Source organism: Acetobacter estunensis, from assembly GCF_019083805.1.
GTDB classification, from domain to species: Bacteria; Pseudomonadota; Alphaproteobacteria; order Acetobacterales; family Acetobacteraceae; genus Acetobacter; species Acetobacter estunensis_A.
Genome location: NZ_JAHRDV010000003.1, coordinates 248,534 through 269,956 on the forward strand (window position 1 = coordinate 248,534; position 21,423 = coordinate 269,956).

At 60.2% G+C, this 21,423-nt stretch carries 14 protein-coding genes; 3 read left to right on the plus strand and 11 right to left on the minus strand.

All coding sequences use genetic code 11. The features are described 5' to 3' along the window. Positions 1 to 61 precede the first annotated feature (61 nt). Complete coding sequence (locus KUA11_RS05850; protein WP_217409419.1) at positions 62 to 1,810, minus strand: CDC27 family protein; 1,749 nt, start codon at positions 1,808 to 1,810, stop codon at positions 62 to 64. A 94-nt stretch (positions 1,811 to 1,904) separates the two neighbouring features. Here KUA11_RS05850 and KUA11_RS05855 point away from each other — a divergent pair, with 94 nt between their 5' ends. After that, positions 1,905 to 2,795 carry a Crp/Fnr family transcriptional regulator gene (locus KUA11_RS05855; RefSeq protein WP_217409420.1) on the plus strand — a complete coding sequence of 297 codons (891 nt, stop codon included), beginning with the start codon at positions 1,905 to 1,907 and terminating at the stop codon, positions 2,793 to 2,795. Here the strand turns inward: KUA11_RS05855 and KUA11_RS05860 are convergent. The 4 genes from KUA11_RS05860 to ndk all read right to left on the minus strand — a co-directional run bounded on the left by KUA11_RS05860 (position 2,776) and on the right by ndk (position 7,093). After that, a complete protein-coding gene (locus KUA11_RS05860) occupies positions 2,776 to 3,180 on the minus strand; it encodes a hypothetical protein (RefSeq protein WP_217409421.1) in 405 nt (134 codons plus the stop codon). The genes KUA11_RS05855 and KUA11_RS05860 overlap by 20 nt on opposite strands. A gap of 35 nt (positions 3,181 to 3,215) precedes the next feature. Continuing rightward, entirely contained in the window at positions 3,216 to 4,451 is a 1,236-nt protein-coding gene (locus KUA11_RS05865; protein ID WP_254454704.1) for a nicotinate phosphoribosyltransferase, read from the minus strand. Positions 4,452 to 4,610: 159 nt separating this feature from the next. Beyond that, positions 4,611 to 6,029, minus strand: a complete 1,419-nt coding sequence (locus KUA11_RS05870; RefSeq protein WP_217409422.1) for a class II 3-deoxy-7-phosphoheptulonate synthase — start codon at positions 6,027 to 6,029, stop codon at positions 4,611 to 4,613. A 641-nt stretch (positions 6,030 to 6,670) separates the two neighbouring features. Beyond that, a complete protein-coding gene (gene ndk, locus KUA11_RS05875; RefSeq protein WP_166314003.1) occupies positions 6,671 to 7,093 on the minus strand; it encodes a nucleoside-diphosphate kinase in 423 nt (140 codons plus the stop codon). Positions 7,094 to 7,279: 186 nt separating this feature from the next. Here ndk and KUA11_RS05880 point away from each other — a divergent pair, with 186 nt between their 5' ends. After that, positions 7,280 to 9,172, plus strand: a complete 1,893-nt coding sequence (locus KUA11_RS05880; protein WP_217409423.1) for an ABC-F family ATP-binding cassette domain-containing protein — start codon at positions 7,280 to 7,282, stop codon at positions 9,170 to 9,172. 507 nt (positions 9,173 to 9,679) lie between these two features. Next, positions 9,680 to 13,309: an SGNH/GDSL hydrolase family protein gene (locus KUA11_RS05885; RefSeq protein ID WP_217409424.1), complete on the plus strand. Its 3,630-nt coding sequence runs from the start codon at positions 9,680 to 9,682 to the stop codon at positions 13,307 to 13,309. An 83-nt stretch (positions 13,310 to 13,392) separates the two neighbouring features. Here KUA11_RS05885 and KUA11_RS05890 read toward each other — a convergent pair whose 3' ends face one another. The 6 genes from KUA11_RS05890 to KUA11_RS05915 form a co-directional block, all read right to left on the minus strand. Beyond that, entirely contained in the window at positions 13,393 to 14,727 is a 1,335-nt protein-coding gene (locus KUA11_RS05890) for a cytochrome-c peroxidase (RefSeq protein WP_217409425.1), read from the minus strand. Continuing rightward, the gene (locus KUA11_RS05895) at positions 14,720 to 16,561 is read right to left on the minus strand and encodes a phospholipase C (protein ID WP_217409426.1); all 1,842 of its coding nucleotides are present in this window, start codon (positions 16,559 to 16,561) and stop codon (positions 14,720 to 14,722) included. The genes KUA11_RS05890 and KUA11_RS05895 overlap by 8 nt, the downstream gene beginning before the upstream one ends. 193 nt (positions 16,562 to 16,754) lie before the next feature. Beyond that, positions 16,755 to 17,246 (minus strand): hypothetical protein, encoded by a 492-nt coding sequence (locus tag KUA11_RS05900; RefSeq protein WP_217409427.1) that lies wholly within the window; start codon positions 17,244 to 17,246, stop codon positions 16,755 to 16,757. After that, positions 17,243 to 19,219: a heavy metal translocating P-type ATPase gene (locus tag KUA11_RS05905; protein WP_217409428.1), complete on the minus strand. Its 1,977-nt coding sequence runs from the start codon at positions 19,217 to 19,219 to the stop codon at positions 17,243 to 17,245. The genes KUA11_RS05900 and KUA11_RS05905 overlap by 4 nt, the downstream gene beginning before the upstream one ends. Then, on the minus strand, positions 19,216 to 20,355 hold the full coding sequence (locus tag KUA11_RS05910; protein ID WP_217409429.1) for an SPFH domain-containing protein: 1,140 nt from the start codon (positions 20,353 to 20,355) through the stop codon (positions 19,216 to 19,218). Before KUA11_RS05910 ends, KUA11_RS05905 begins: the two co-directional genes overlap by 4 nt. Beyond that, entirely contained in the window at positions 20,352 to 21,416 is a 1,065-nt protein-coding gene (locus KUA11_RS05915; RefSeq protein WP_217409430.1) for an SPFH domain-containing protein, read from the minus strand. Before KUA11_RS05915 ends, KUA11_RS05910 begins: the two co-directional genes overlap by 4 nt. Positions 21,417 to 21,423 lie beyond the last annotated feature (7 nt).

Consider the following 21,423-nt stretch of genomic DNA (forward strand, 5'->3'; position numbering starts at 1 on the left):
CGGTTTCCTACACATGACACTCGTGCCCTCGCGTCTGCATTCCGGCGGTCGCTGCCACCCCTTATGTGACGGACATGAGCGTCCGGGATTTCGCAGCCTTTTCGGGCTGTCGCGCCGCGCGTTTCACAAGCTGCGCACGAAGCGCGTCAATGACATCCGACCACTCCCCCGGCACGCTTTGCCGGAAGATACGCAGGGTGGGATACCACGGGGTGTCGTCCCGCTCTTCCATCCAGCGCCAGCATCCATCGAAACGTGACAGCATCCAGACCGGCAGGCCGAGTCCACCGGCAAGATGCGCAACCGACGTATCGACGGAAATCAACAGATCAACGCCCATCAGCCGCGCAGTGGTGTCCTCGAAATCCCTCACCCCGACCATGCCGTTCACCACCGGCAGGCGGGTGGTCTGCAACTGTCGCGCCGCCTCCCCCATTTGGAAACTGACGAACCGCACGCCCGCCACGCTAAAAAGCGGCGCCAGATCGTCCAGCGAAATGGAGCGGCGACGATCCATGGCGTGGGAACGAACCTTGTAAGGGCGCGGGTTTCCCGACCAGACGAGACCGACAACCAGATCTTCCGCACGCGGCTTTGCCAGTTCCCGGACAAACTGTTTTCCCGCCTCAGCTTCGGACGCGGGCACGGACAGATACGGCTCACGTGAAAGGCGTTCCGGGATCACACCCAGACGATAAGGCAGACTGGCAAGTGGACAATGATAATCGAAGGTCGCCGTCGTGGGGAAAAAGCTGGCCGCCTCCGCCACGTCTTTCACGTGCTGAAACAGCCGTCGAAGCTGTGGAGGTGCCTCCACGGACACATGCGCCCCCAACGCCGCAACAGATGTCGCAAAGCGGATGAACTGGAGAGAGTCTCCCAACCCCTGTTCGGTATGCAGAAGAATTCGGCGTCCGTGCAGGTCTTCCCCTGTCCACAGAGGAGCCGGAATGTCTGTGCGTGGTGTCTGGCAATAGCGCCACCGGGATTCATACGCCTCCCATCCCCTTTCCCATTGCCGCGATTTCAGCAACGCCATGGCCCGCGTAAATTCTGTCTTGGGATAGGCGGGCTGCACGCGAAGCGCTGCCTCGGCAGCCGCCACAGCGTCTACGGAACGATTGAGCAGGATGAGCAGATGGCTGCGATTATGCAGGGCGACCAGATTGTCCGGCTCCAGAGTAAGGGCTTTCTCTACCGCTGACAGTGCCTCTTCAAATCGCCCGACCAGTTCCAGCCCCACACTCAGGTCGAGATGACAGTTGGGATTGTCCGGACTGCCTTTTGCTGCGCACAAAAGAAGGTCCAAGGCACGTTGTGTCTGGGACGTGGCAAGCAGAAGCCGCCCCAGTCTGTGGCAAACCGATGGTTCCCCCGGCTCCAGTTCAAGAGAGCGGGTGTAGAACCGGATGGCGCGCTCCGTCTCCCCAATCCCTTCGAACGCCACGCCGGCCGTGAAGAAGGACAAACTGGTCTCGGGCATCCGCCGTGCGCCGTTCTCCAGTTGCGCAAGAGCTTCTTCCGCACGCCCCACCCGACTCAGTGCATGAGCGTACAGCAGCCGAAAAACGAAATGTTCCGAATGGCGGCAACAGCGCACCAAAGGTGCCAGTGCCCGAACCGGGTGACCGAGGCGGAAGTGGGCGCGAGCCAATAACGACAACGCAATCGCGTCATCGGGAGTGTGCGCGAGATACCGCAACACCTCCCGACGCATACCCGCGAAATCCTCCACAAGTTCCAGCTTGCGACAGCGCGCGATAATGGCGTCCCGCTCAGTGTGAACGGATAAAGCGGGCTGGGGCGTCATGGGCAGAAGATCCTCCTGCCTCTTTCCTGCCAGTCAGATCTTAAAGCAGGCTTTCACTGAGGACCGGAAAATCCGCCGATGACAGGAAGGAATAATGTCCTCATGTTTTGCGGAGTTACTTCCCAAACGGCACGACGCATTGACGGAGGCAAGCGGGCTGGTTACCGACAATCTGTTCCACCCAGCAGGATGCCTCACCATGGATGCCCCGGTCTCACGGCCTCTTCCCCTTCGTGCGCGTGCAGAAGACCAGCACACGCAGCCCGAAGCCGGACCTGTCCCCACGATCGTGCTGTCTCCTGAGCAACGCGCTCTTGTTGCAGGCATTGCCCAGTCGGTGCAGGTGTCAGCCAAGACGGTAATCTATGGTCAGGGAACCCATGCGGAGATGGTGTTTCTGGTGCGCAAAGGCCTCGTGCGCATCACCCATCAACTAGAAGATGGCCGCAGTCAGGTTCTCGCTTTTCACTGGCCGGGCGATCCGTTCGGCCTGTTCGAGAACGACGCCTATCTGAATGAAGCCACAGCTCTGACAGACTGCGAACTGGAACGGTTCCGCCTGTCCGATCTGCGCGGTCTGTTCACGAAGGATCCCCAGCTTCAGAGCGCCTTTCTGATCGGCGCAGTGGCAGAGTTACGCATGAACCAGCGTCATCTTCTGCTGGTGACGCATCGTCCCATTCTCAAACGCGTGGCCGGCTTTGTGATCGAGTGCTGCCGCCAGCCCGAATGTTACGATGCCTCCACCGGCATTCTGACGCTGATTATGGATCGTTCGGACATCGCCGACTATCTGGGCACCACTGTGGAGACGGTCAGCCGCGCGCTGGGCGTGCTGGAGAACCGCAAGCTCATCATGCGGCGTGACGCCCGTCACGTTCATCCCGATCTTACCGGACTGAAGCGGCTACTGATCAGCCCGGAAGCCGAAGCGACAGGAAGAATCGATATCCCGTCCCTCCCTCTCAGTCCTCGCTCTCCGTAAAGATTTCGTCCTCTTCATCAATCAGACGGCGCGGGTCGAGTGTGCGCCAGTCACGCTCCATCCGCGTGGCGGGATGCTCAACGAAATCGTTGAGTTCGGTGGACGACTTCCATCCGTCCTCACCCGCATCGAGCACTTCCGCGTTCTCACCATAAGCGAACCACGCCTGTAGCGTCTCGCGGGATGACGCACCCGACACCCGGCACCGCTCGATGCTGTCGCGTACATAGGCCCGCGCGAAGGCGTTGGCGTGGGCAATGTCGTGAAAACCTTTCACGTCTTCAACGATATTGTCCTCCGCACCGCCCGAAAGGTCGAGAATACGAACGACGAATCCTCCCTTGTCGTCCGGGGTCTCGTCATGGTCGTGTTCGGCGTTCGTCATCGGCACTCTCTGAAAGAAAGAATAAGGTTGCGATCTTAGGGATGGAGAAGCCGACGGCGGCTTTCCTCCGCACGGCGCATGGAGGGAAGCAGGAACTCACGCCCCACTTTCACACTCTCCACCCCGGCATAGGTCACGATGTCCGCCGTGGCATACGTTTCGTTCCACAGCTTGGGGATAAAGGAACCCGTCCCCACCACGTCAATAGGGGCGCTGGCATCCGCCATGCTGGCGCATTTCGTCACACCGAAGCCCGACGAGACCACGATCTTCACTTTCTCGAAGCCTGCCGCGTCCAAGGTCTCGCGCATATGCCAGATGGCGGCGGCCGAAACGCCCGTGCCGATCAGATTGCGCAACTCGCTCTCAGAGCGGTAGCGGCGAATGGCATCGGGCACGTACCGATCCAGAACGGCATAGGATTCCTGCGGGTCCAGCCCTTCCATGAAACGTCCGCCATGCGTATCCAGTCGCAGCGCCACGCGCCCCTGCGCCGCCAGTTCGGAAAAACGGCGGCACACAGCCAGACCGTCCGTGATCTCGCGCCCATAGTAATCCACCAGCACCACGAGATCGCTGTCCGGATAGACCTCATGGAACATGGACGCGGCGCGCAACGTGGACCCGGCATAACCGATCAAGGCATGCGGCATGGTCCCGTAGCCATGATCCTGTCCGAAATACACCGCCGTCGCGTCATTCGCTCCGCCGACGAAGCCCACAGCCCCCTCACGCTGGGCGGCCCGACTGCCGACGGACGCGCCATAGGCCATCAGTTCCTGCATCTCGTAGCCCGCGCAGTGCCGGGCTTCCATGGCCAGAAACTGTGCCTTGGGAAGGGAAAGGGCCATCTGATAGGCCCGGTGCGCCGCCACACAGCACGGACCGAGTTTCTGGAGAACGAGCGTTTCCAGATCCACCAGATGGGAAAAGAATCCTGTGATGTAGAGCAGCGGCTCACCCGCTCCTACCCATTCACCTTCGGTGAACACCGGCTCGACAAGGATCTCGATCCCACGTTCCCGCGCAATGTTGGCAAGCCATGTTTCCACCATGGCCGTGGCCGACAGCACCGGACGGCGGATGAAGACGGCATACGTCACCACACAATCCCCAAAACGGGAGACGATGTCTTTCGTGCGGTTGAAGTAGCTGTCGGTCCGTGCGCGGATGGCGGCATCATCAATCGGAGCCGCACAGAGCGACCCAGCAACACCAAGCGCCGTGTCCGGTGAGGGAGCTTTTGGAGAGGGCTGACTGGAACGGGACATCTCTGCCGTCCTTTTACTCTGGCTCCGTCATGCGGAGGAATGCCGTATCAGGACGCAGGATGGCGTAGAGGACAACCCCGTCGCCAGCATCACAAAAGACGGAACAGGAACCAGCCGGCGGCAGCACACGCACCTCCCCCGGCCGGCATCCCTCGTCGATCAGGCTTCGGAAACGAGTGAATGGGCACGCCCCTTGAGCTCTTCAGCCATGAGGAACGCCAATTCCAGCGACTGCTCCGCGTTCAGGCGCGGGTCGCAGAACGTTTCATACCGCTCGCCCAGATCATTCTCCGTGAGCTGGTGCGCGCCGCCCACGCATTCCGTCACATTCTGACCGGTCATTTCCATGTGAACACCACCCGGCGACACGCCTTCATTGGTCAGGATGTCGAAGAAACCCTGCACCTCGGAGAGAATCGCCTCGAACGAACGCGTCTTCACCTTGCTTGCAGTCGAGATGGTGTTGCCATGCATCGGGTCAGACACCCACGTCACGGTGCGACCCGTTCCCTTTACCGCCTGCACCAGGGCAGGCAGGTGATCGCGGATTTTGGAGGCGCCCATACGCGAGATCAGCGTGATGCGTCCGGCTTCGTCCTCGGGGTTGAGGATTTCGAGCAGCTTCTCCAGATCTCCGATCTGTGTCGTCGGACCGACCTTGATGCCGATCGGGTTGCGCACACCACGCAGAAACTCCACATGCGCGCCTTCCGGCTGACGGGTGCGATCCCCGATCCACAGGAAGTGAGCGGAGCAGTCATACCACTCGCCCGAAGTGGAATCGATGCGGGTCAGAGCCTGCTCATAAGGCAGCAGGAGCGCCTCATGGGACGTGTAGAACTCCGTCTCATCGATCTGCGGAGCACTCGTGGCGTTCAGGCCGCAGGCCGACATGAAGGAAAGCGTCTCATCGATACGCTCGGCCAGCGCGCGATAACGCTCGGCCAGCGGCGAACGCTCGACAAAGCCGAGATTCCAGCGATTGACGCGATGCAGGTTGGCGTAACCGCCACGCGAGAACGCACGCACCAGATTGAGGATTCCGGCCGACTGGAAGTAGCCGGTCTCCATGCGCACGGGATCGGGCACGCGATCTGCCGCCGTGAAGGCCGGTCCATTGATGATGTCACCACGATAAGACGGCAGAGACACATCGCCCACCGTCTCCATGTCGGACGAGCGCGGCTTGGCGAACTGCCCGGCCATGCGACCGATCTTCACCACCGGCACCTTGGCCCCGAAGGTCAGCACCACGGACATCTGAAGCAGCACGCGGAATGTGTCGCGAACAATATCCGCCGAGAACTCGGAGAAACTTTCCGCGCAGGCGCCCCCTTGCAGAACGAAGGCCCGACCGGCTGCGGCTTCTGCCAGATGGGCGCGCAGACGACGCGCCTCCCCCGCAAAGACCAGCGGCGGATAGCGGTGCAGGCGTCCCTCGACGGCTTTCAGCGCCGCTTCGTCCGGATAGGACGGCACCTGCTTGATGGGAAACGAGCGCCAGCTCTCCGGCGACCAGTTGGCAGCCACGGGAGCGGCTGTCTGAATCGGAGCGGAGCGGGTGAGCGTGACACTCATGGTCGGTTCCTGTCGTCTTGGCCAAGTTTTCTGAGCCTTGGCCGTGTCTTTACACACATGATGAAGCGGCCCCGTCACGCGACGGATCCGGGAGTATGCCGAAGTTCAGGGTGGAGTGCAAAGAGTGGGGCGCAAACGTCCGCGCAACCGGGGGCAGGACGAGTTGAGTGATCTGTCTCAAAACGCGGAGAGCAGAACCGTGCGGGCGGAGCCTCCCGAGAACCCTGCATTACGTCCCTTGGGAGGTGGCTACGGCGAGGAGAATATCGCCGTGTCACCACACAGCTCTGCTTTCATGATGCCCAATGAGAACGGCTCGTGCCATCCAACAATTGTTGGTGTCTCGACCGTTCCAATCCGGGGATTATCCCCGCGTGTGCGGGGAACACTCTTCCTGAAACCCATTGATTTCAAAGAACAATAAGGCGGGTCAAAAATCCACCAGCCCAAAACGACCTCGCGGTCAACCTTTCTTACCCACACAGCAAAAGTCGCCGCAAGCCACCTTGAAGCCAATCTTGTTCACCTGACATTTCCTACGAAAACGGCCGCTGAGGAGAGCATAACTCTCACTCAGCGGCCGTCCCGCATTCTATCGTCCAGACCGGAGACACTCCGGCCCGTCAGAAACCACCCTCAGATCAAGGCAGGATTTCCGTCTCGGCGAAGAAAAAGCGGATCTCGTTGGCAGCGTTCTCGGCGCTGTCGGAACCGTGGACCGAGTTGGCCTCGATGCTCTCAGCAAACTGAGCGCGGATCGTCTTCGGCTCGGCCTTTTTCGGATCGGTCGCACCCATTACCTCACGGTTCTTGGCCACGGCGTTCTCGCCTTCGAGAACCTGCACGACCACGGGGCCGGACGTCATGAAGGAGACGAGATCGCCATAGAACGGGCGCTCCATGTGGACAGCGTAGAATGCGCCAGCCTGTGCGGGCGTGAGCTGCACGCGCTTCTGGGCGACGATGCGCAGGCCGTTGTCTTCGAACACGGCGTTGATCTTGCCGGTCAGGTTGCGGCGCGTGGCATCGGGCTTGATGATGGAAAGGGTACGTTCAACGGCCATGTTCGGCTCCCTCGTTTGGTCTGTCGCTCCGCGTTGCGCGAAACGGAGCGCGGGCAAGCCCGCAGCTGAGGCTCATCTAGAGCATTCTCGCGTCTTCGGGTAGGGCTTTGGAAGGACGGATGCTATGGAACGGCCCGAAGGGCTACGCGCCCCTCCCCTTTTCCTCGATCCGACGCGAGAGTTCCGTTGAGCCTGCTTGTCATTCATGATCTGACCCTTCGCATCGCGGGCCGCACGCTGCTCGATCAGGCCAGTCTCTCGATCGAACCGGGGCGCAAGGTCGGTCTGGTAGGACGCAACGGCGCGGGCAAATCCACGCTGCTGGCCGCGATTGCCGGAGACATCTCCCCGGATGGGGGCGATATCCGCCTGTCCTCGCGTGCGCGCCTCGGCCGTGTGAAGCAGGAAGCCCCGTCCGGTCCGACGTCACTGATCGAAACCGTGCTCGCGGGGGACACCGAACGCGCGGCCTTGCTTGCGGAAGCCGAGACCGCAACCGATCCGCAGCGCATTGCGGAAGTCCATGAACGCCTGCTGGCCATCAATGCCGACAGCGCGCCGGCCCGCGCGGCCAGCATCCTCTCCGGTTTGGGTTTCAATGCAGACGCCCAAGAAAGACCTGTGTCGGATTTCTCAGGCGGCTGGCGCATGCGCGTGGCGCTGGCAACGGCGCTGTTTCTTGAGCCGGACCTTCTGCTTCTGGATGAACCGACCAACCACCTCGATCTTGAAGCCACGCTCTGGCTGGAAGGCTGGCTTGCGCGTTTCGCCGGTGCGGCGCTGATCGTCAGTCATGACCGTGGATTGCTGGATTCCTGTGTGGATGCCATCGCGCATCTGGATCGTGGCAAGCTCTCACTCACGCCGGGCGGTTATGAGGAGTTCGTGCGCATCCGCACCGAGCAGGCGTTGCAGCAGGCGCGCGCTGCAGAAAAGGTTGCGGCACGGCGGGCGCACATGCAATCTTTCGTGGATCGCTTCCGCGCCAAGGCCACGAAGGCAAAACAGGCTCAGGCCCGGCTGAAGGCGCTGGAGAAACTTCCCGTCATCGACAGTGTGGTGGAAGACACCCCCACGCAATTCGCGTTCCCCGAGCCGACTCCTCTGCCACCGCCCATGCTGACGATGGACCGCGTCACGGCGGGTTATGATGGGCGTGTGGTGCTGTCAGACATTTCGCTGCGCATTGATATGGAAGATCGCATCGCCCTTCTGGGCGCGAACGGGAACGGTAAATCCACTTTCGCCAAGCTGGTGGCTGGGCGTCTCACACCGATGTCCGGCACGGTCAATCACAGCCCACGCCTGAAAGTGGGATATTTCGCACAGCATCAGGCTGAAGAGCTCGTAATGACCGATACGCCCATCGGCCATATGGCGCGGGCTTTGCCGAAGGCCGCGCCGACCGAGGTGCGCTCCCAGCTTGCCCGCTTCGGACTGGATGCAAACCGGGCCGAAACGAAGGTGAGCGAACTCTCTGGTGGCGAAAAGGCCCGGCTGTTGCTTGCGCTTGCCACACGCGACGCCCCGCAACTGCTCATCCTCGACGAGCCGACGAACCATCTTGATCTGGACGCCAAGGATGCGCTCGTACGTGCGCTGTCCGAGTTTGCCGGGGCGGTTCTGCTTATCAGCCATGACGCCCATCTTGTGGAAATGGTGGCGGATCGTCTGTGGCTGGTGGCGAACGGCAAGGTCACGCCATTTGAAGGCGATATGAGCGAATATCGCACATGGCTTTTGGAACAATCCCGTGCGATGGCACGAGGCAACGCGAAAACAGCCGACACGACGGTCGGGCGCAAAGAAGATCGACGGGAAAAAGCCGAGGCGCGCAAAGCTCTGGCGCCCTTGCGCAAGCGCGTGAAAGAGGCCGAAGCTAAGGTTGCGAAACTTTCCGGTGAATGCGGAAAGATTGAGGCGAAGCTGGCCGATCCCACGCTTTATGAAACCTCATCAGGCGAAAATGTGACAAAGCTGACCACTAAACTTGCCGCTCTGAAAAAGGATACGGAACAGGCGGAAGAGGAATGGTTCGCGGCTCAAGGCGCACTGGAAGAAGCCGCCGCCGAAAGCTGACAAGGCAACGAAGAGAGACGCAGTTCGGGCAGGACAAGCGTCCCTTTTCTTTCACTGATTACGTATATCAGCCGCTCCACAGTTCTGTCTGATCAGGATGAAGCGCCGATTCCCGCAACCTCGCGGAGAAATCGGATTACGCTTCACTTTTACTCGTGATCATACGCGTTCACGCATGAACAGACTGTCGTTCCGCACAGCATGAATATGCATGCTTTTTCTTTTCTGATCACTTCACCACGAACAGGGACTGATATCTGTCAGGCGACACGCGGACGTGCTCGTGACGAACGATCCCTTTGCGATCCGTTGCGGGTTCCCACGGCTGCGAGCAGCAACAGGGTAACAGGATCGACATGTTCTCCCTTTTCATGCCTCCCCCACCTTCATGACAATGATATGAAACAGTCTTTTTATTGAAAAAGGACTTTTCAAATATCCGTGCAGATCGACACGGAAACATCTTCCGGGACACGTTCGCTCTTCCTGACAGAAAAGACAGATTTGATGACCGATTTTACTCTTCTTCATGACACCACAGCCTTTACCGGCCCCACCGCAGCCGTCACGACCGCGGGGGCTACACTGGTGGACGGCTGGATCGATGCCGTCGGCGGGGTTTTCTCCACTGACAGTTCCAACCTTCTCCGCATGAGTGTGGATGATTCCACAACCTATTTTGACAAGCAGCTCCTGCGTCCCACCAGCGAAGATGTGCAGGATGGCAAAGTCACCTTCACGGCGACGGCAACGGCCTATCAGCGTTTTTACGCAGTCATCCGTTCCAACCGCAGCACATCGTCCCCCACATGCTACATGGTTGGTGTCGAATATGACGCCAAAACAAGTAAAAACTGCTATTTCGGCTACTACAAGGTCGTGAATGGCACAGCAACCTGGATCGGTGACACGACAGCCGTGTTCTCGCCGGGTATCGGGGCCGGAACAGATTTCACATTCTCTTTTGACTGGTCCCAAACCGACAGCGCGACCACAACCTTCAACCTGACAGCCACGAACGCCGCAGGCACGACGGTTCTCACCAAGACCTTCACGGATACGGAAGCCACTCTCCAGAACGTGACAGGCTCCATCGGTCTGTGTGCGTACAGCTACAAGGGAGGTGCCGGAAGCGCCAGCAATAGCGCCAGCCTTTCCTCTTTCGCTTCTTACAAGGCGGTCGCGACCACACCGTTCACAGCCTACACTCTCACCGGCCCCGCTTCCCTGACGGCTGGTACAGCCTCCACCTTTACCATCACGCCAGGCGCTGGCACTGCGCTGTCGACGGCTGCCGTTATTACGCCGACAAGCACGCTGGCAGGCACATTCTCTCCCACCACCGTAACCATCGCTGCTGGCAGCACGGCGGCGGCAACCTTCACCTTCACACCGTCCGCCACCGGATCTGGCACGATCTCCACCACGAACAATGCGAGCCTGAGCAACCCTGCAGCTCTTTTGGTCACATCGTCTGCTGCGGCATCTGCATTTTCGACCTACACAATTTCCGGCCCCGCGTCGCTGACAGCAGGCGCTGCCTCGACTTATACCGTCACGCCGGGCAGCGGCACGGCCCTCGCTTCCGCTGTCACCATTACGCCGGCCTCCACGCTTGCGGGCACTTTCAGCCCGGCCGCCGTCACCATTCCGGCCGGCAGCACCGCCGCCGTGACATTCACCTTCACGCCGACCACCACCGGATCTGGCACGCTGTCCTTCACCAACTCGGCCTCACTTACAAATCCAACAAGCCTGCTGGTGACAGTGGCCCAGGCTCAGGCCGCTTTTTCCACTTATACCGTGTCCGGAGCAACATCACTGACAGTCGGCACAGGCGCGGTTTACACCGTTACGCCGGGTTCGGGCGCAGCACTCTCCTCCGCCGTCACCATCACCCCGGCTTCCACACTTGCGGGCACTTTCAGTCCCACGATCATCACCATTCCCGCCGGCAGCACGGCTGCGGTCTCGTTCACCTTCACGCCGTCCGCCGCTGGGTCGGGCACACTTTCCTTCACCAACAGCGGCTCACTTAGCAATCCTGCAAGCGAGACGGTGACGGCAAGCAGCAACCAGACGGCTTTCACCACCTATTCCGTCTCCACACCGTCCATCCTGACCGTGGGCACGGCCGCCACCTTTACGCTGACCCCCGGCGCGGGCGCAGCACTGTCGTCTGCGGTCACTGTCACACCATCGAGCACGCTCGCGGGCACATTCTCTCCCACAAGCGTAACCTTCCCGGCTGGCAGCACGGCCGCCGTAACCTGCACATTCACACCGTCCGTTGCGGGATCGGGCACGTTCTCTTTCACGAACTCCGGGTCATTGTCCAACCCTGCTTCGGTCACGCTCACCGCGACAAGCACCAACAGTTCCAGCAGCTATGTCCTGTCCGGCGCGACGACACTCACGGTGGGGCAGGCTTCCACCTTCATCGTCACTCCGTCTTCACAGACCACGCTCAGTGCAAACGTCGTGATCACGCCTGCGAGCACACTGGCCGGCACATTCAACCCAACGAGCGTCACGCTGCTGGCGGGCAGCACCACATCCACGAGCTTTACCTTCACACCGTCCACTGCGGGCAACGGCAGCCTTTCCGTCACCAACAACGACAGTCTGACCGATCCGCAGGCTCTCGCTTTCACGGCCACATCCGCGTGGACAGGTTACACCCTGACAGCCGCCAGCACGGCGATGATCGGTGAACCCATCACGGTGACCCTCACCCCCACAGGTGGCTCTTCGCAGCCCGTGCCCGTAACCTTCACACTCAGCGCCACTGGGATTGCCGGCACATTCTCTCCCTCCACCGTCACGGTTCCTGCGGGCAGCACCGCGCCTGTCACCGTGACATTCACGCCATCGACTGCCGGCACCGTCAGTCTCGCATCCAGCAATAACGCCGGCCTGACCGATCCAGCCGCTCTCTCCGTAACAATCAGTTCGATTGTCTCAGTGGACAGCACCGCATTTTGTTTCAGCCCCGGAAACTGGACCGGCGATGAAGGCCGCGGCGGCAGTCAGTGGCGGCGTTCGGCGTGGAACGGCGCGTGGTTCCGCTTTGTCTGGAACGCAGGCACCAACCCGACGGCCGTGGTGAAAATCGGCAATGCGAAAGCCGGAAATCTGGTCAGCTACTTCGTCAACGGCGTGCCCACCCTGCGCAGCGCCGCCAATGCTGACATCACACTGTCCAACATCATCGCAAACAGCGAGAACCGGCTGGATTTCTATCTGTCCTATTCCGCGATCACCGCCAATGCCCGCTGGCCGGTCACGACAGCCACCGAACTGGTGCAGATCCTCGGTGTCCAGCTTGACGCTGGCTCGTCCCCTGCCGAAGCGCCCGCCATGCGGCCTTATGTGGTCATGATCGGCGACAGCATCACGGAAGGTGTCAACGCCAACAACGTGGTGGACAACGCGACCACGTATTATGGCGACAATCTCTGTGATTTTTCGTTCTTTCTGGCGCAAGCGCTCGACGAGATGGGATATGATGTCTCCATGATGGCCAATGGCGGCACCGGCTTTTCCCAGAGCGGCGATGGAAGTGTGCCGCATTTCTACAAGATCACGGGTTCCAGCGGTGGTCAGGGTGGCACACTTGACAGTGGCAGCCGCTGGAATCTGATCGACAGTCAGACCAGTGTACTCGATAGCGTGGGACATTGGAGCGCTTACGGCGATACAGGTGAAGAGCCGTTCGCGTTTTATCTCAACTATGGCTACAACGATGCCTATTATGGACACATGACGACGTCCGATTTTCAGGCAGCGCTCACGCAGAGCATGGAAACCCTGCGCAAGGCGGCTCCAAACGCCTGGATCGTGGTTCAGGTTCCGTGGTCGTTTCGTGACAAGTTCGGAATCAACTCCGGCCTGTACCTGCCTCTCTATCAGGCGGCGGTCACGGCCTATCAGGCCGCCAACCCCAACGACAACAAAGTCACGCTGCTGGATTTCGGTGAAGACATCTCACGCATGATCAATACGGCTTATGGCGGCTTCCTAGCGAGCGACAAGGTGCATCCCACACTGCACGCTCACGCCATGATGGCTCCACGCCTGACCGCGAAAATGGCTTCTCTGTTCTCGACCCAGAGCCGCTCTTACACATATTTCTGAGCAGACTTAAAAAGACGTGGAGCCGGCAGTTTTATAAAACTGTCGGCTCCACGATCCTCCTTCATTGCATTCACAAAACACGTTTACCGGTCGGTCAGTGTCCGTATAAACGCAATGATCGCCACACGGTCTTCTTCTGTCATTGCGGGCTGATCGCCGGGTTTGCGATCAAATGGTGCATCCACCGTATCAAGGTTGTCACGATATCGAGCAGGAAGATCGTTATACTTCCGCACCTGTCCGTCATCCCCCACGGGGTAAAATTTTGACGGCTCAAGATCGCGCAAGGCGTAAAAATCCATCACTTCCTTGAGGGAGTGAAACACCCCATTGTGGAAAAATACATGACGGGTGGCTGAGTTACGCAATGTCGGCGTCGCAAACATCCCACAATAAACGCTCAGCGCACGGCGACTGTTCGGCTGACGATCACACACGCCTAGGTCCGCATAAGCCGGATCATGATTGCGTGCGATGTCCATATTCCGGGGCACACCCAACGCCTCGTACTGATGATCGGTAAACAGCGGCGGCAGGCGATTGCCCTGCACGGTGTCGATGTGACACGCCGCACAGTTACCTTTTTGCGGATCGTTGAACGCTAAATAACCGGCCCGCTCCAGTGGTGTGAAGGACTCCTTTCCTTCCAGCCACGCATCGAATTTGCTGTTGTACGGGTGAAAGGACGGATCCTCGATCTGATAACGGGCAAGAGCGAACATCGCTTCGGACATAAGAAAAGAAGGGGACGCCTCTCCGGCTATGCCCGCGAGTTGTTTCAGATCGGACGTATAGGGCGCGTTGCTGATCCGGTCGATCACCTTCTGCGGTGTGGACGCCATTTCAGCCGGATCGTAGAGCGGACCCAGTGCCTGCTGCTGCAACGTATCGGCACGGCCATCCCAGAACAGACCGCCCTGTGGCACCATATTGCCGGCAGAGGCCGCCGGATTGGCGGCACTCTTGCCGCCACGTGTCGCATTGGCTGTCGTGGCCACTATCGCGGGAGCCGCCTCGCTTGTGGGATCGTCCACACCGACGCTGAAATTGGGCCGCCGCTCGGCGTAGGTCAGCGTCGGGATGGCACGCCGTCCCTGACGGTTCAGATCCTGTCCACCGCTAAAGACCGCTGTCTGACCGGACGGTGCGTAATGATTGGCCACTTCGTGACATGAAGCGCAGGATAGGACACCTGAACCCGACAGCAATGGATCGTTGAAAATCTGTTTTCCGATCTCGGCCATTGCCGAAAGCGGATGGACATCCGGACGTCGTAGTTCCACCGGACAGGGATTGCTGCCGTCAGACGCCGGAAGACAGGACCCGGCCGCCAACGCCGCCGAAGTTCCCGTCCACAGAAAGGCAAGAAGAGTGATGCAGCCCAGAGCGGGCTGCATCGAACGGAAGAGATCAGACATACTGAGACAGGAAGGACCAGATTGCTGCAAGAAGACCAGTCAGCCCAGAGGCGGAAGAACTCTGGCTCGACGAAGAACTCGAATGACCGGTGTTGAACGGTGAATCATCCTTATGGGAATTCTTACTGCTGTCATTACCCGAGATGCTGCCCGAGCGAATGTCGCCCGTATCCGGATCGAGGATCAGCTTCTCCGTGTGCGGCTCACCACGGAAATCGAACAGATCGTCGATCTTGCCAGCCGTGGCATCGAACGAACCCTGTCCAAGACGCTTACCGCCCAGCCAGTTATCCTCAATGAAGCGGACAATGGACGCCTGCGTCGTCAGAGTATGGCTGACATGGTTACGCTGGGCCCATGGAGAAATCGCGATCAGCGGGATACGCGTACCCGGACCGCAACGACCATTGACCGGCTTGCCGTCCACGCCCTTCGGCGCCGTACCCGTGCCGCACACCCCGGCTCCGTTCAACTGATCGGCAGAAGAGTCGAACGAACCGTGTGTCGGGGCGACATAAGCGTGATCATACCAGCCGTCAGAATCGTCATAGGCGATCAGGATGGCAGTGTCGCGCCACTCAGGAAGTTTCTGAAGCATGTTGATGACGTCAACGACGCCAACCTGCTCATCCAACGGATCAGAATAACCTGCGTGACCATCCTGATAGGCCGGCATCTTCACAAAAGAGACCGCCGGAAGATTGCCGTATTTCGCAACCGTGTAGAAATCCTTCAGGTCATATTCATGATTGGCCGGATCCTTGGTCGAAGTACCAGGAACGTAGGTGTAGCCAATCGACTTGACCGAAGTCGGACGCGCATGCGTGGGATTCGCCGTGCTCGCGTAATACTGGAACCAGTTATGGTGCGGAATGTAATCCGCCACGTTCTCGGACACGATGGTCGAGTACGTCTTACGCGTGCAACCCGTGGATCCGTCGGAGTTGGACAGGGACAGGTCGAACCCGCCCATGAAGCCGCCCCATGTGATGCCACGCTCGTTGAGCAGATCACCGATGTTGCGGCCCGTCATCATGCCCTGATTGGTCGCCGATGAGCAGGTATCGTAGCCCGGATCGATGTCATTGACCATCGTCCAGCCGCCCTGACCGTCAGAGACGTAGGCCGAAGAGGCTTCCTTCGTGGACGGCTTCTGGGTGGTTGCGATCAGCTTCAGACCGTTCGTCTGACCCGAGACAACTTCCAGAGCACCCGGCGTGGATGGGCCATACGTGTCGGTATAGGAATTGTCGCTCATGGCGAAGCGCTGAGCGTAGCGCCAGTAGGCCGTCACGGTGTTACCGTCGTAATAGCCCAGAACCTGCCCTTTGGTGCCGAACGCCCCCACACCACCGGATGAGCCGTTACCTGTGTAGAGCGGGAACAGATCGACCTTACCGTCGTCATAAGCCATCTGTTCGGCGGTATAAGCGTGATTCTGATCTGCCGTGCTGGCCTGCGTGCGATCAAGACGGAACGGCAGAGCCGCACCGGTACCATTGGCGGAGTTGGTGTTGGGATTCTGCTCAAGCAGACCGTTGGCGAGCAGGTTATTGACGACCGGTGTGCCGGAACGGGCACGGAAGCTCGGCTCACCCGTGGGGTTGGCCGCTTTCGGATAAGTGCCGAAATAGTGATCGAAGGAGACGTTCTCCTGATAGATCACAACAAGATGTTTGATGGGAGTCTTGGTGCTGACGCCATTTCCAAACAGGCTTGACTGCTGATTTTTACCCGATCCGAAATCCCAGTCTCCGGCATGACCGGGAATAGGAGAAAAAACGGACAGAGACAAAAGAGCGGACAGTGCAAGCTTCGTGCGCTTTGCAAACACGTCACGGAACCTTTCTTTACGCACGGAATAGCCGGATGTCGGAAGAATAAGTCTTCTAAAGAACTTTTCCGATCCACCGGCCCCGGCTGGGGTGTGGAGACAGCGCGTTAAGTAAATGAAGGAATTGTCATGTGGTGTTATCGTTTTGTGAAACGAAACTCTCCGCAACGGTTTGCAACCTCAATGCGAGATCTCACCATGCCAGATGCGGATCGACCCTTTTGTGGCTCATGATATGCACTGAATCTATCTTCTGTTTCTCAGAAATGGGCGGTGGCGCATATTTCGAGAACACAGGTGCCACATGTTTCGTGTTTCCATTCTGAGCAAGCGTTACACCCGAAGGTGCGATGGACGTGATGGTCCACCCCTCCGTTTTCTCGCCTTCGGAGAGAATCCGACTGCGCCCATCCCCTTTTTCAGGTCGGAAAATTGCACGCCACGCTCCCGCATGTCCGGAAATGCCAACAAGATGAAACGCACCCGCTTCACCGTGTGTCACACCTTTTGCCCGGCGGTCAGGCTCGAACAAAGGACGGCTGAGGATTGGAGCGATGTCCTCAGCCGAACCCTCCGTATCAGCAGGCACGGGTGTTTGGGCGTACAGAGGCGTTCCCACCCCGCACATCATGATCCCTCCCGTCACAAGACAGGCACGCAACGAAATGGATGAGAAGAGCGTCATGCTTTTCTTATGTTGGGTAAGCGTGTTTCATCGAACCGGAGAAGGCGCCCTGCGTTGGCAAGCCCCGCCAGAGTGGACGCATTGTGCAGCACAGCCGCCATCACGGCCCCTTGCGCCCCTAACAGATTGAACGCTGCGCAGACAATGAGGATAGCCGTCCACCCCACACCCATCCCGACATTGACCTGAATGGTACGGCGACACCGACGACTCAGACGTATGGTCGTTCCCAACCGCCGCAGATCGGATTGCATCATTACGAGATCCGCTGAACTGAGCGCCACGTCCGTGCTGTCCGCGCCCATGGCAATGCCTACGGCACCCGCGCGCAACGCCAGCGCATCGTTGATACCGTCCCCCACCACCAGCGGTCGTTGTCCATGCGCAACCTCACGCTGGACGCAGGCCATCTTGTCGGTGGGCAACACCTCCGCTTCCACAAGATCGATGCCCACGTCCGCGCCAATTCGCTGGGCCACCGCACGACGATCGCCCGTCAGAAGAATCTGACGTGTCAGACCGAGCTCCCGCAGTTCCCTCATCGCCTGCTCGGCCTCCGGGCGCAGGCTGTCGGACAGAAGCAACCAGCCCAGAAGGGCACCGTCACGGCTAAGGCACACCATCGGTCCATCGTGCTCAGGCACAGGCCCCGGGGCAATCCCTTCCTCCTCCAGAAGCGCTGGCCGCCCCATAAGGAAAACCGTGCCATCCGACGCGACGGCGCGCAGACCCAACCCATGCTCTTCCTGCACATCCACGAAATCGAAGGGTTGAGGCACATCCATGGAACGCGCGAGCGCACGACTGACCGGATGGGAACTGAGCGCGCCGAGGCTCGCACTTAGAGCCAGCAACTGTTCGTCAGAGATACCCGGTCGGGGCAGCACGCGACTGAGCGCGAGACGACCGGTCGTGAGTGTTCCCGTCTTGTCGATGACAAGAGACGTCACGTCGGCCAAGTGCTCCAGAAACGCCGTGCCCTTGATGAGGATTCCATGACGCGCGGCCACGGCAATCGCTGCAATGGACGCAGCCGGAGCCGCCAGCACCACGGCGCAGGGACATGATGCCACCAGCACAGCCAGCATGGCGGAGGTGGAGCCGGAGGCAAACCACACCGCTGCTGAAATCGTCATGATAAGCGCCATGTAACGTCCGGCGTAACGCTCCAGCAGACGCGTGAGCGGCGGCTTGGCCTCCTCAGCCACCTCCATCAGAGCGATGACCTGCCCCAGCGCCGTCTCCTCGCCTGTACGCGTTACCTCGACCGTCAGCACACCCGAGAGATTGATCGTGCCCGCCAGCACATGCTCGCCCGGACCGACCTCCACGGGCACCGATTCACCAGTAAGAGACGCCATGTCGAGAGAGGACTGCCCCGAGAGGATCAGCCCGTCCGCCAGCACGCGGTCACCGGCCCGCACTTCCAGCCGGTCTCCCACCGCAAGCTGGGAGGCTGTCACCGTCTCCGTCGTGCCATCAGGGTGCAGGCGCAGCGTCGTGGTGTCGACAAGTCGCTCAAGCGCCCGGATCGCCTCCTGCGACCCAAGAAGCGAACGCTCCTCCAGCACGTGGCCCACGATCATCACGATTGGCAGAAGGGCCGCCGTGAGCAGATCGCCAGTTGCCCACGATGCCAGCATCGCCACCGCTACAAGCTGGTCCGTCAGGCCATGCAGGGATGGATGACGCAGGCTCGCGATCGCGGCACTCAGAACAGGCGCCGCCACCAGCAGGGCGGCCCCTGTCGCCGCCAGGTCCGGAACGGCGCTGTTGGAAGACACCAGATACTTCCACGCCAGCGCAATCACGAGCAGCCAGCAGGCCACCATGGCCAGCACCAGCCGTGTGCCTAGCCCCCAACGCTCGGCACGGCTCATCAGAGAGCCAAACTCGGAGGCCGTGGCCTGACGGGTGTGATGGCCTAACCCGCGCCCGACATCGGGGGCAGAGGAAAAACCAGTCGCACTCATGGCGTGCTTCCTTCGCCCTGTCCGCTCTCACCGCTTCTGTCCGGAACGGGACCGCCGAACATCACCTGCCCCATGCCGGGAGCCACCGCCGTCACCTGCCCCACACGGCCGAGCAACGCTGCCGCCCGGTCGCGCCACGCCTGCACGCCCACGGCCTGACGAATGGTCGGCGCAGCGTCGCTCACCGCCTTGTCCACCGCCGAAATGGAGGCCGTCTGCTCGGACGCGGCATGAACGAACTCGACCGCGCTCGCGGCTGCCTCATCCGTCAGGCGATCATGCTCACGATTGGCGGCCTGAAGAATACGCTCGGCCTCCGTCCGGGCCGCCGCCACATTCTGCGCGGCGGACTGTTCGGCCGTCAGCACCTGATCGAAGGCTTCCTTCGCCCGTGGCGGCAACACCACCCCGAGGTCAATACGCGCCACCTCAATACCCAGATCCGCATGCGGCCCCTTCAATGCCGCCAGTCGCGCATTGACCAGTGACAGCAGCTCACCTCGCAAGGCCGCGCGACGGGAAGAAAGATCCTCATTTCCGGCACCTGCTTCGGCCTGTGAATGAACGACGAGAAAATCCTCAACAGGATGCGTGGCGGCAATGTCCGTGGCAGCAGCGTAGAAGATGCGTTTCAGTGCTGGCGTCACATGCGCGCGCGATTGCATGTAAGCCACGGGACGGATGATCCGGTAGAACACATTGGCGTCCAGCCGCACGACATTCCCGTCTCCGGTCAGGAGATAACTGGAATTGGCCGCATCCCGGCTTTTTTCCATGTGATAGAAATCGTCCGATTCTTGAAGTTCCAGATCGGTCTCATCGCTGCTGTAATCGGTGTTGTTGCGCGACACATGCAAAGAAATCTGTCGTTCGGACGACGGCAGGAAAGAGACGGTCTCGAACGGACGTGGGAGAGCGGCCACCAGTCCCGAATGACGTACCGACACGACACGACCGTAGCGCATCACGATGGCGTTGCTGTCGGCAGGCACGGAGCGGACATTGCCTGTCAGCCAGACTACGCCCAGAAGCGCCGTGACGCATCCCAGCACCAGAAAGGACAACTTGACGGATTGTGCCAGCGCACTTCCCGCCAGCACATCATTATCGCGGCGCTCCAGAACCTCCGTCGTCACGGCGCACCTCCGACGACGACTGGCAAAGCGCGATCATCCGGCCGGTACGGCGCCGACGTAGCCGGAAGCAACTGATCGGCGCTGCGGAACCCTGTCAGCGCGTTGAATGGAGGCGCATCCGTGCGCAGAACGAGGCGCGTGTTCTTGCCCACAATCGAATTGAGCGTGTCGAGCGTGCGCAGGGTGGCGTAAAGATCGGGATTGCGCGTGTAGCTATCGGCATAAATGCGCGCGGCCTCCTCACGTGCATGGGCTTCCGTCTCGGCCGCTTCCGCCTTGGCCTTGGCCACGATGATACGGCTGTCGCGCTGGGCATCGGATTTGATCGCTGCCGCCTGCCGCAATCCTTCCGCCGTCCGGGCCGCCGCAACCGTCTCGCGCTCGGCCCGCATGCGCGCCACAGTAGCGCTCAGCGTCTCGGCCGGCAGGCTAAGACGTTCAACGCCCACCTGATCGATGTGGATGCCATAGATCGCCTCCGCCTGCGGCCGGAGAACACCCAGAAGCTTCGTTTCGAACTCAGAAAGTTTCACATCCTGAGGATTGGTGTTGACCAGATTGCGCAGCGCGAAATCACTCGCAACGATCTGAAGCGTCGAACCGAGAAGCGAGCGCAACTGTCGTGCGGCCTCATCCGGATCGTTGCCGGTTGTGCGCAGGAAGTGTCGGACATGCTCAGGATCATCGGACACCGACCAGACGAGATAGGCCTGAATCAACACACGGAGCCCATCACGTGTGCCGACATCCTGCAGACCGCCCGAAGTTGTGCGCGCCTGAAGATCGACCACCTGTTCCACTTCCAGCGGCGCGGGCAGTTTCCATGACAGACCCGGCTCGGTGCGAACCCGCACAGGCGCGCCAAACCGTGTGACCACAACAGCCTTTCCTGTTTCCACCGTGTAGGACATCGCCGCCGAAAGGGTCGCACAAAACACCAGACCGGCAATGCCGAACCTCATACCCAGCCCCGTCATGCGGCGTGGCGTCCTGAGTGCGGCATCCTCCACTGGCATGGCGGTCGACAGCCTTCCATCCTGATCGGGAGACACTCCGTTCACCGGTCCG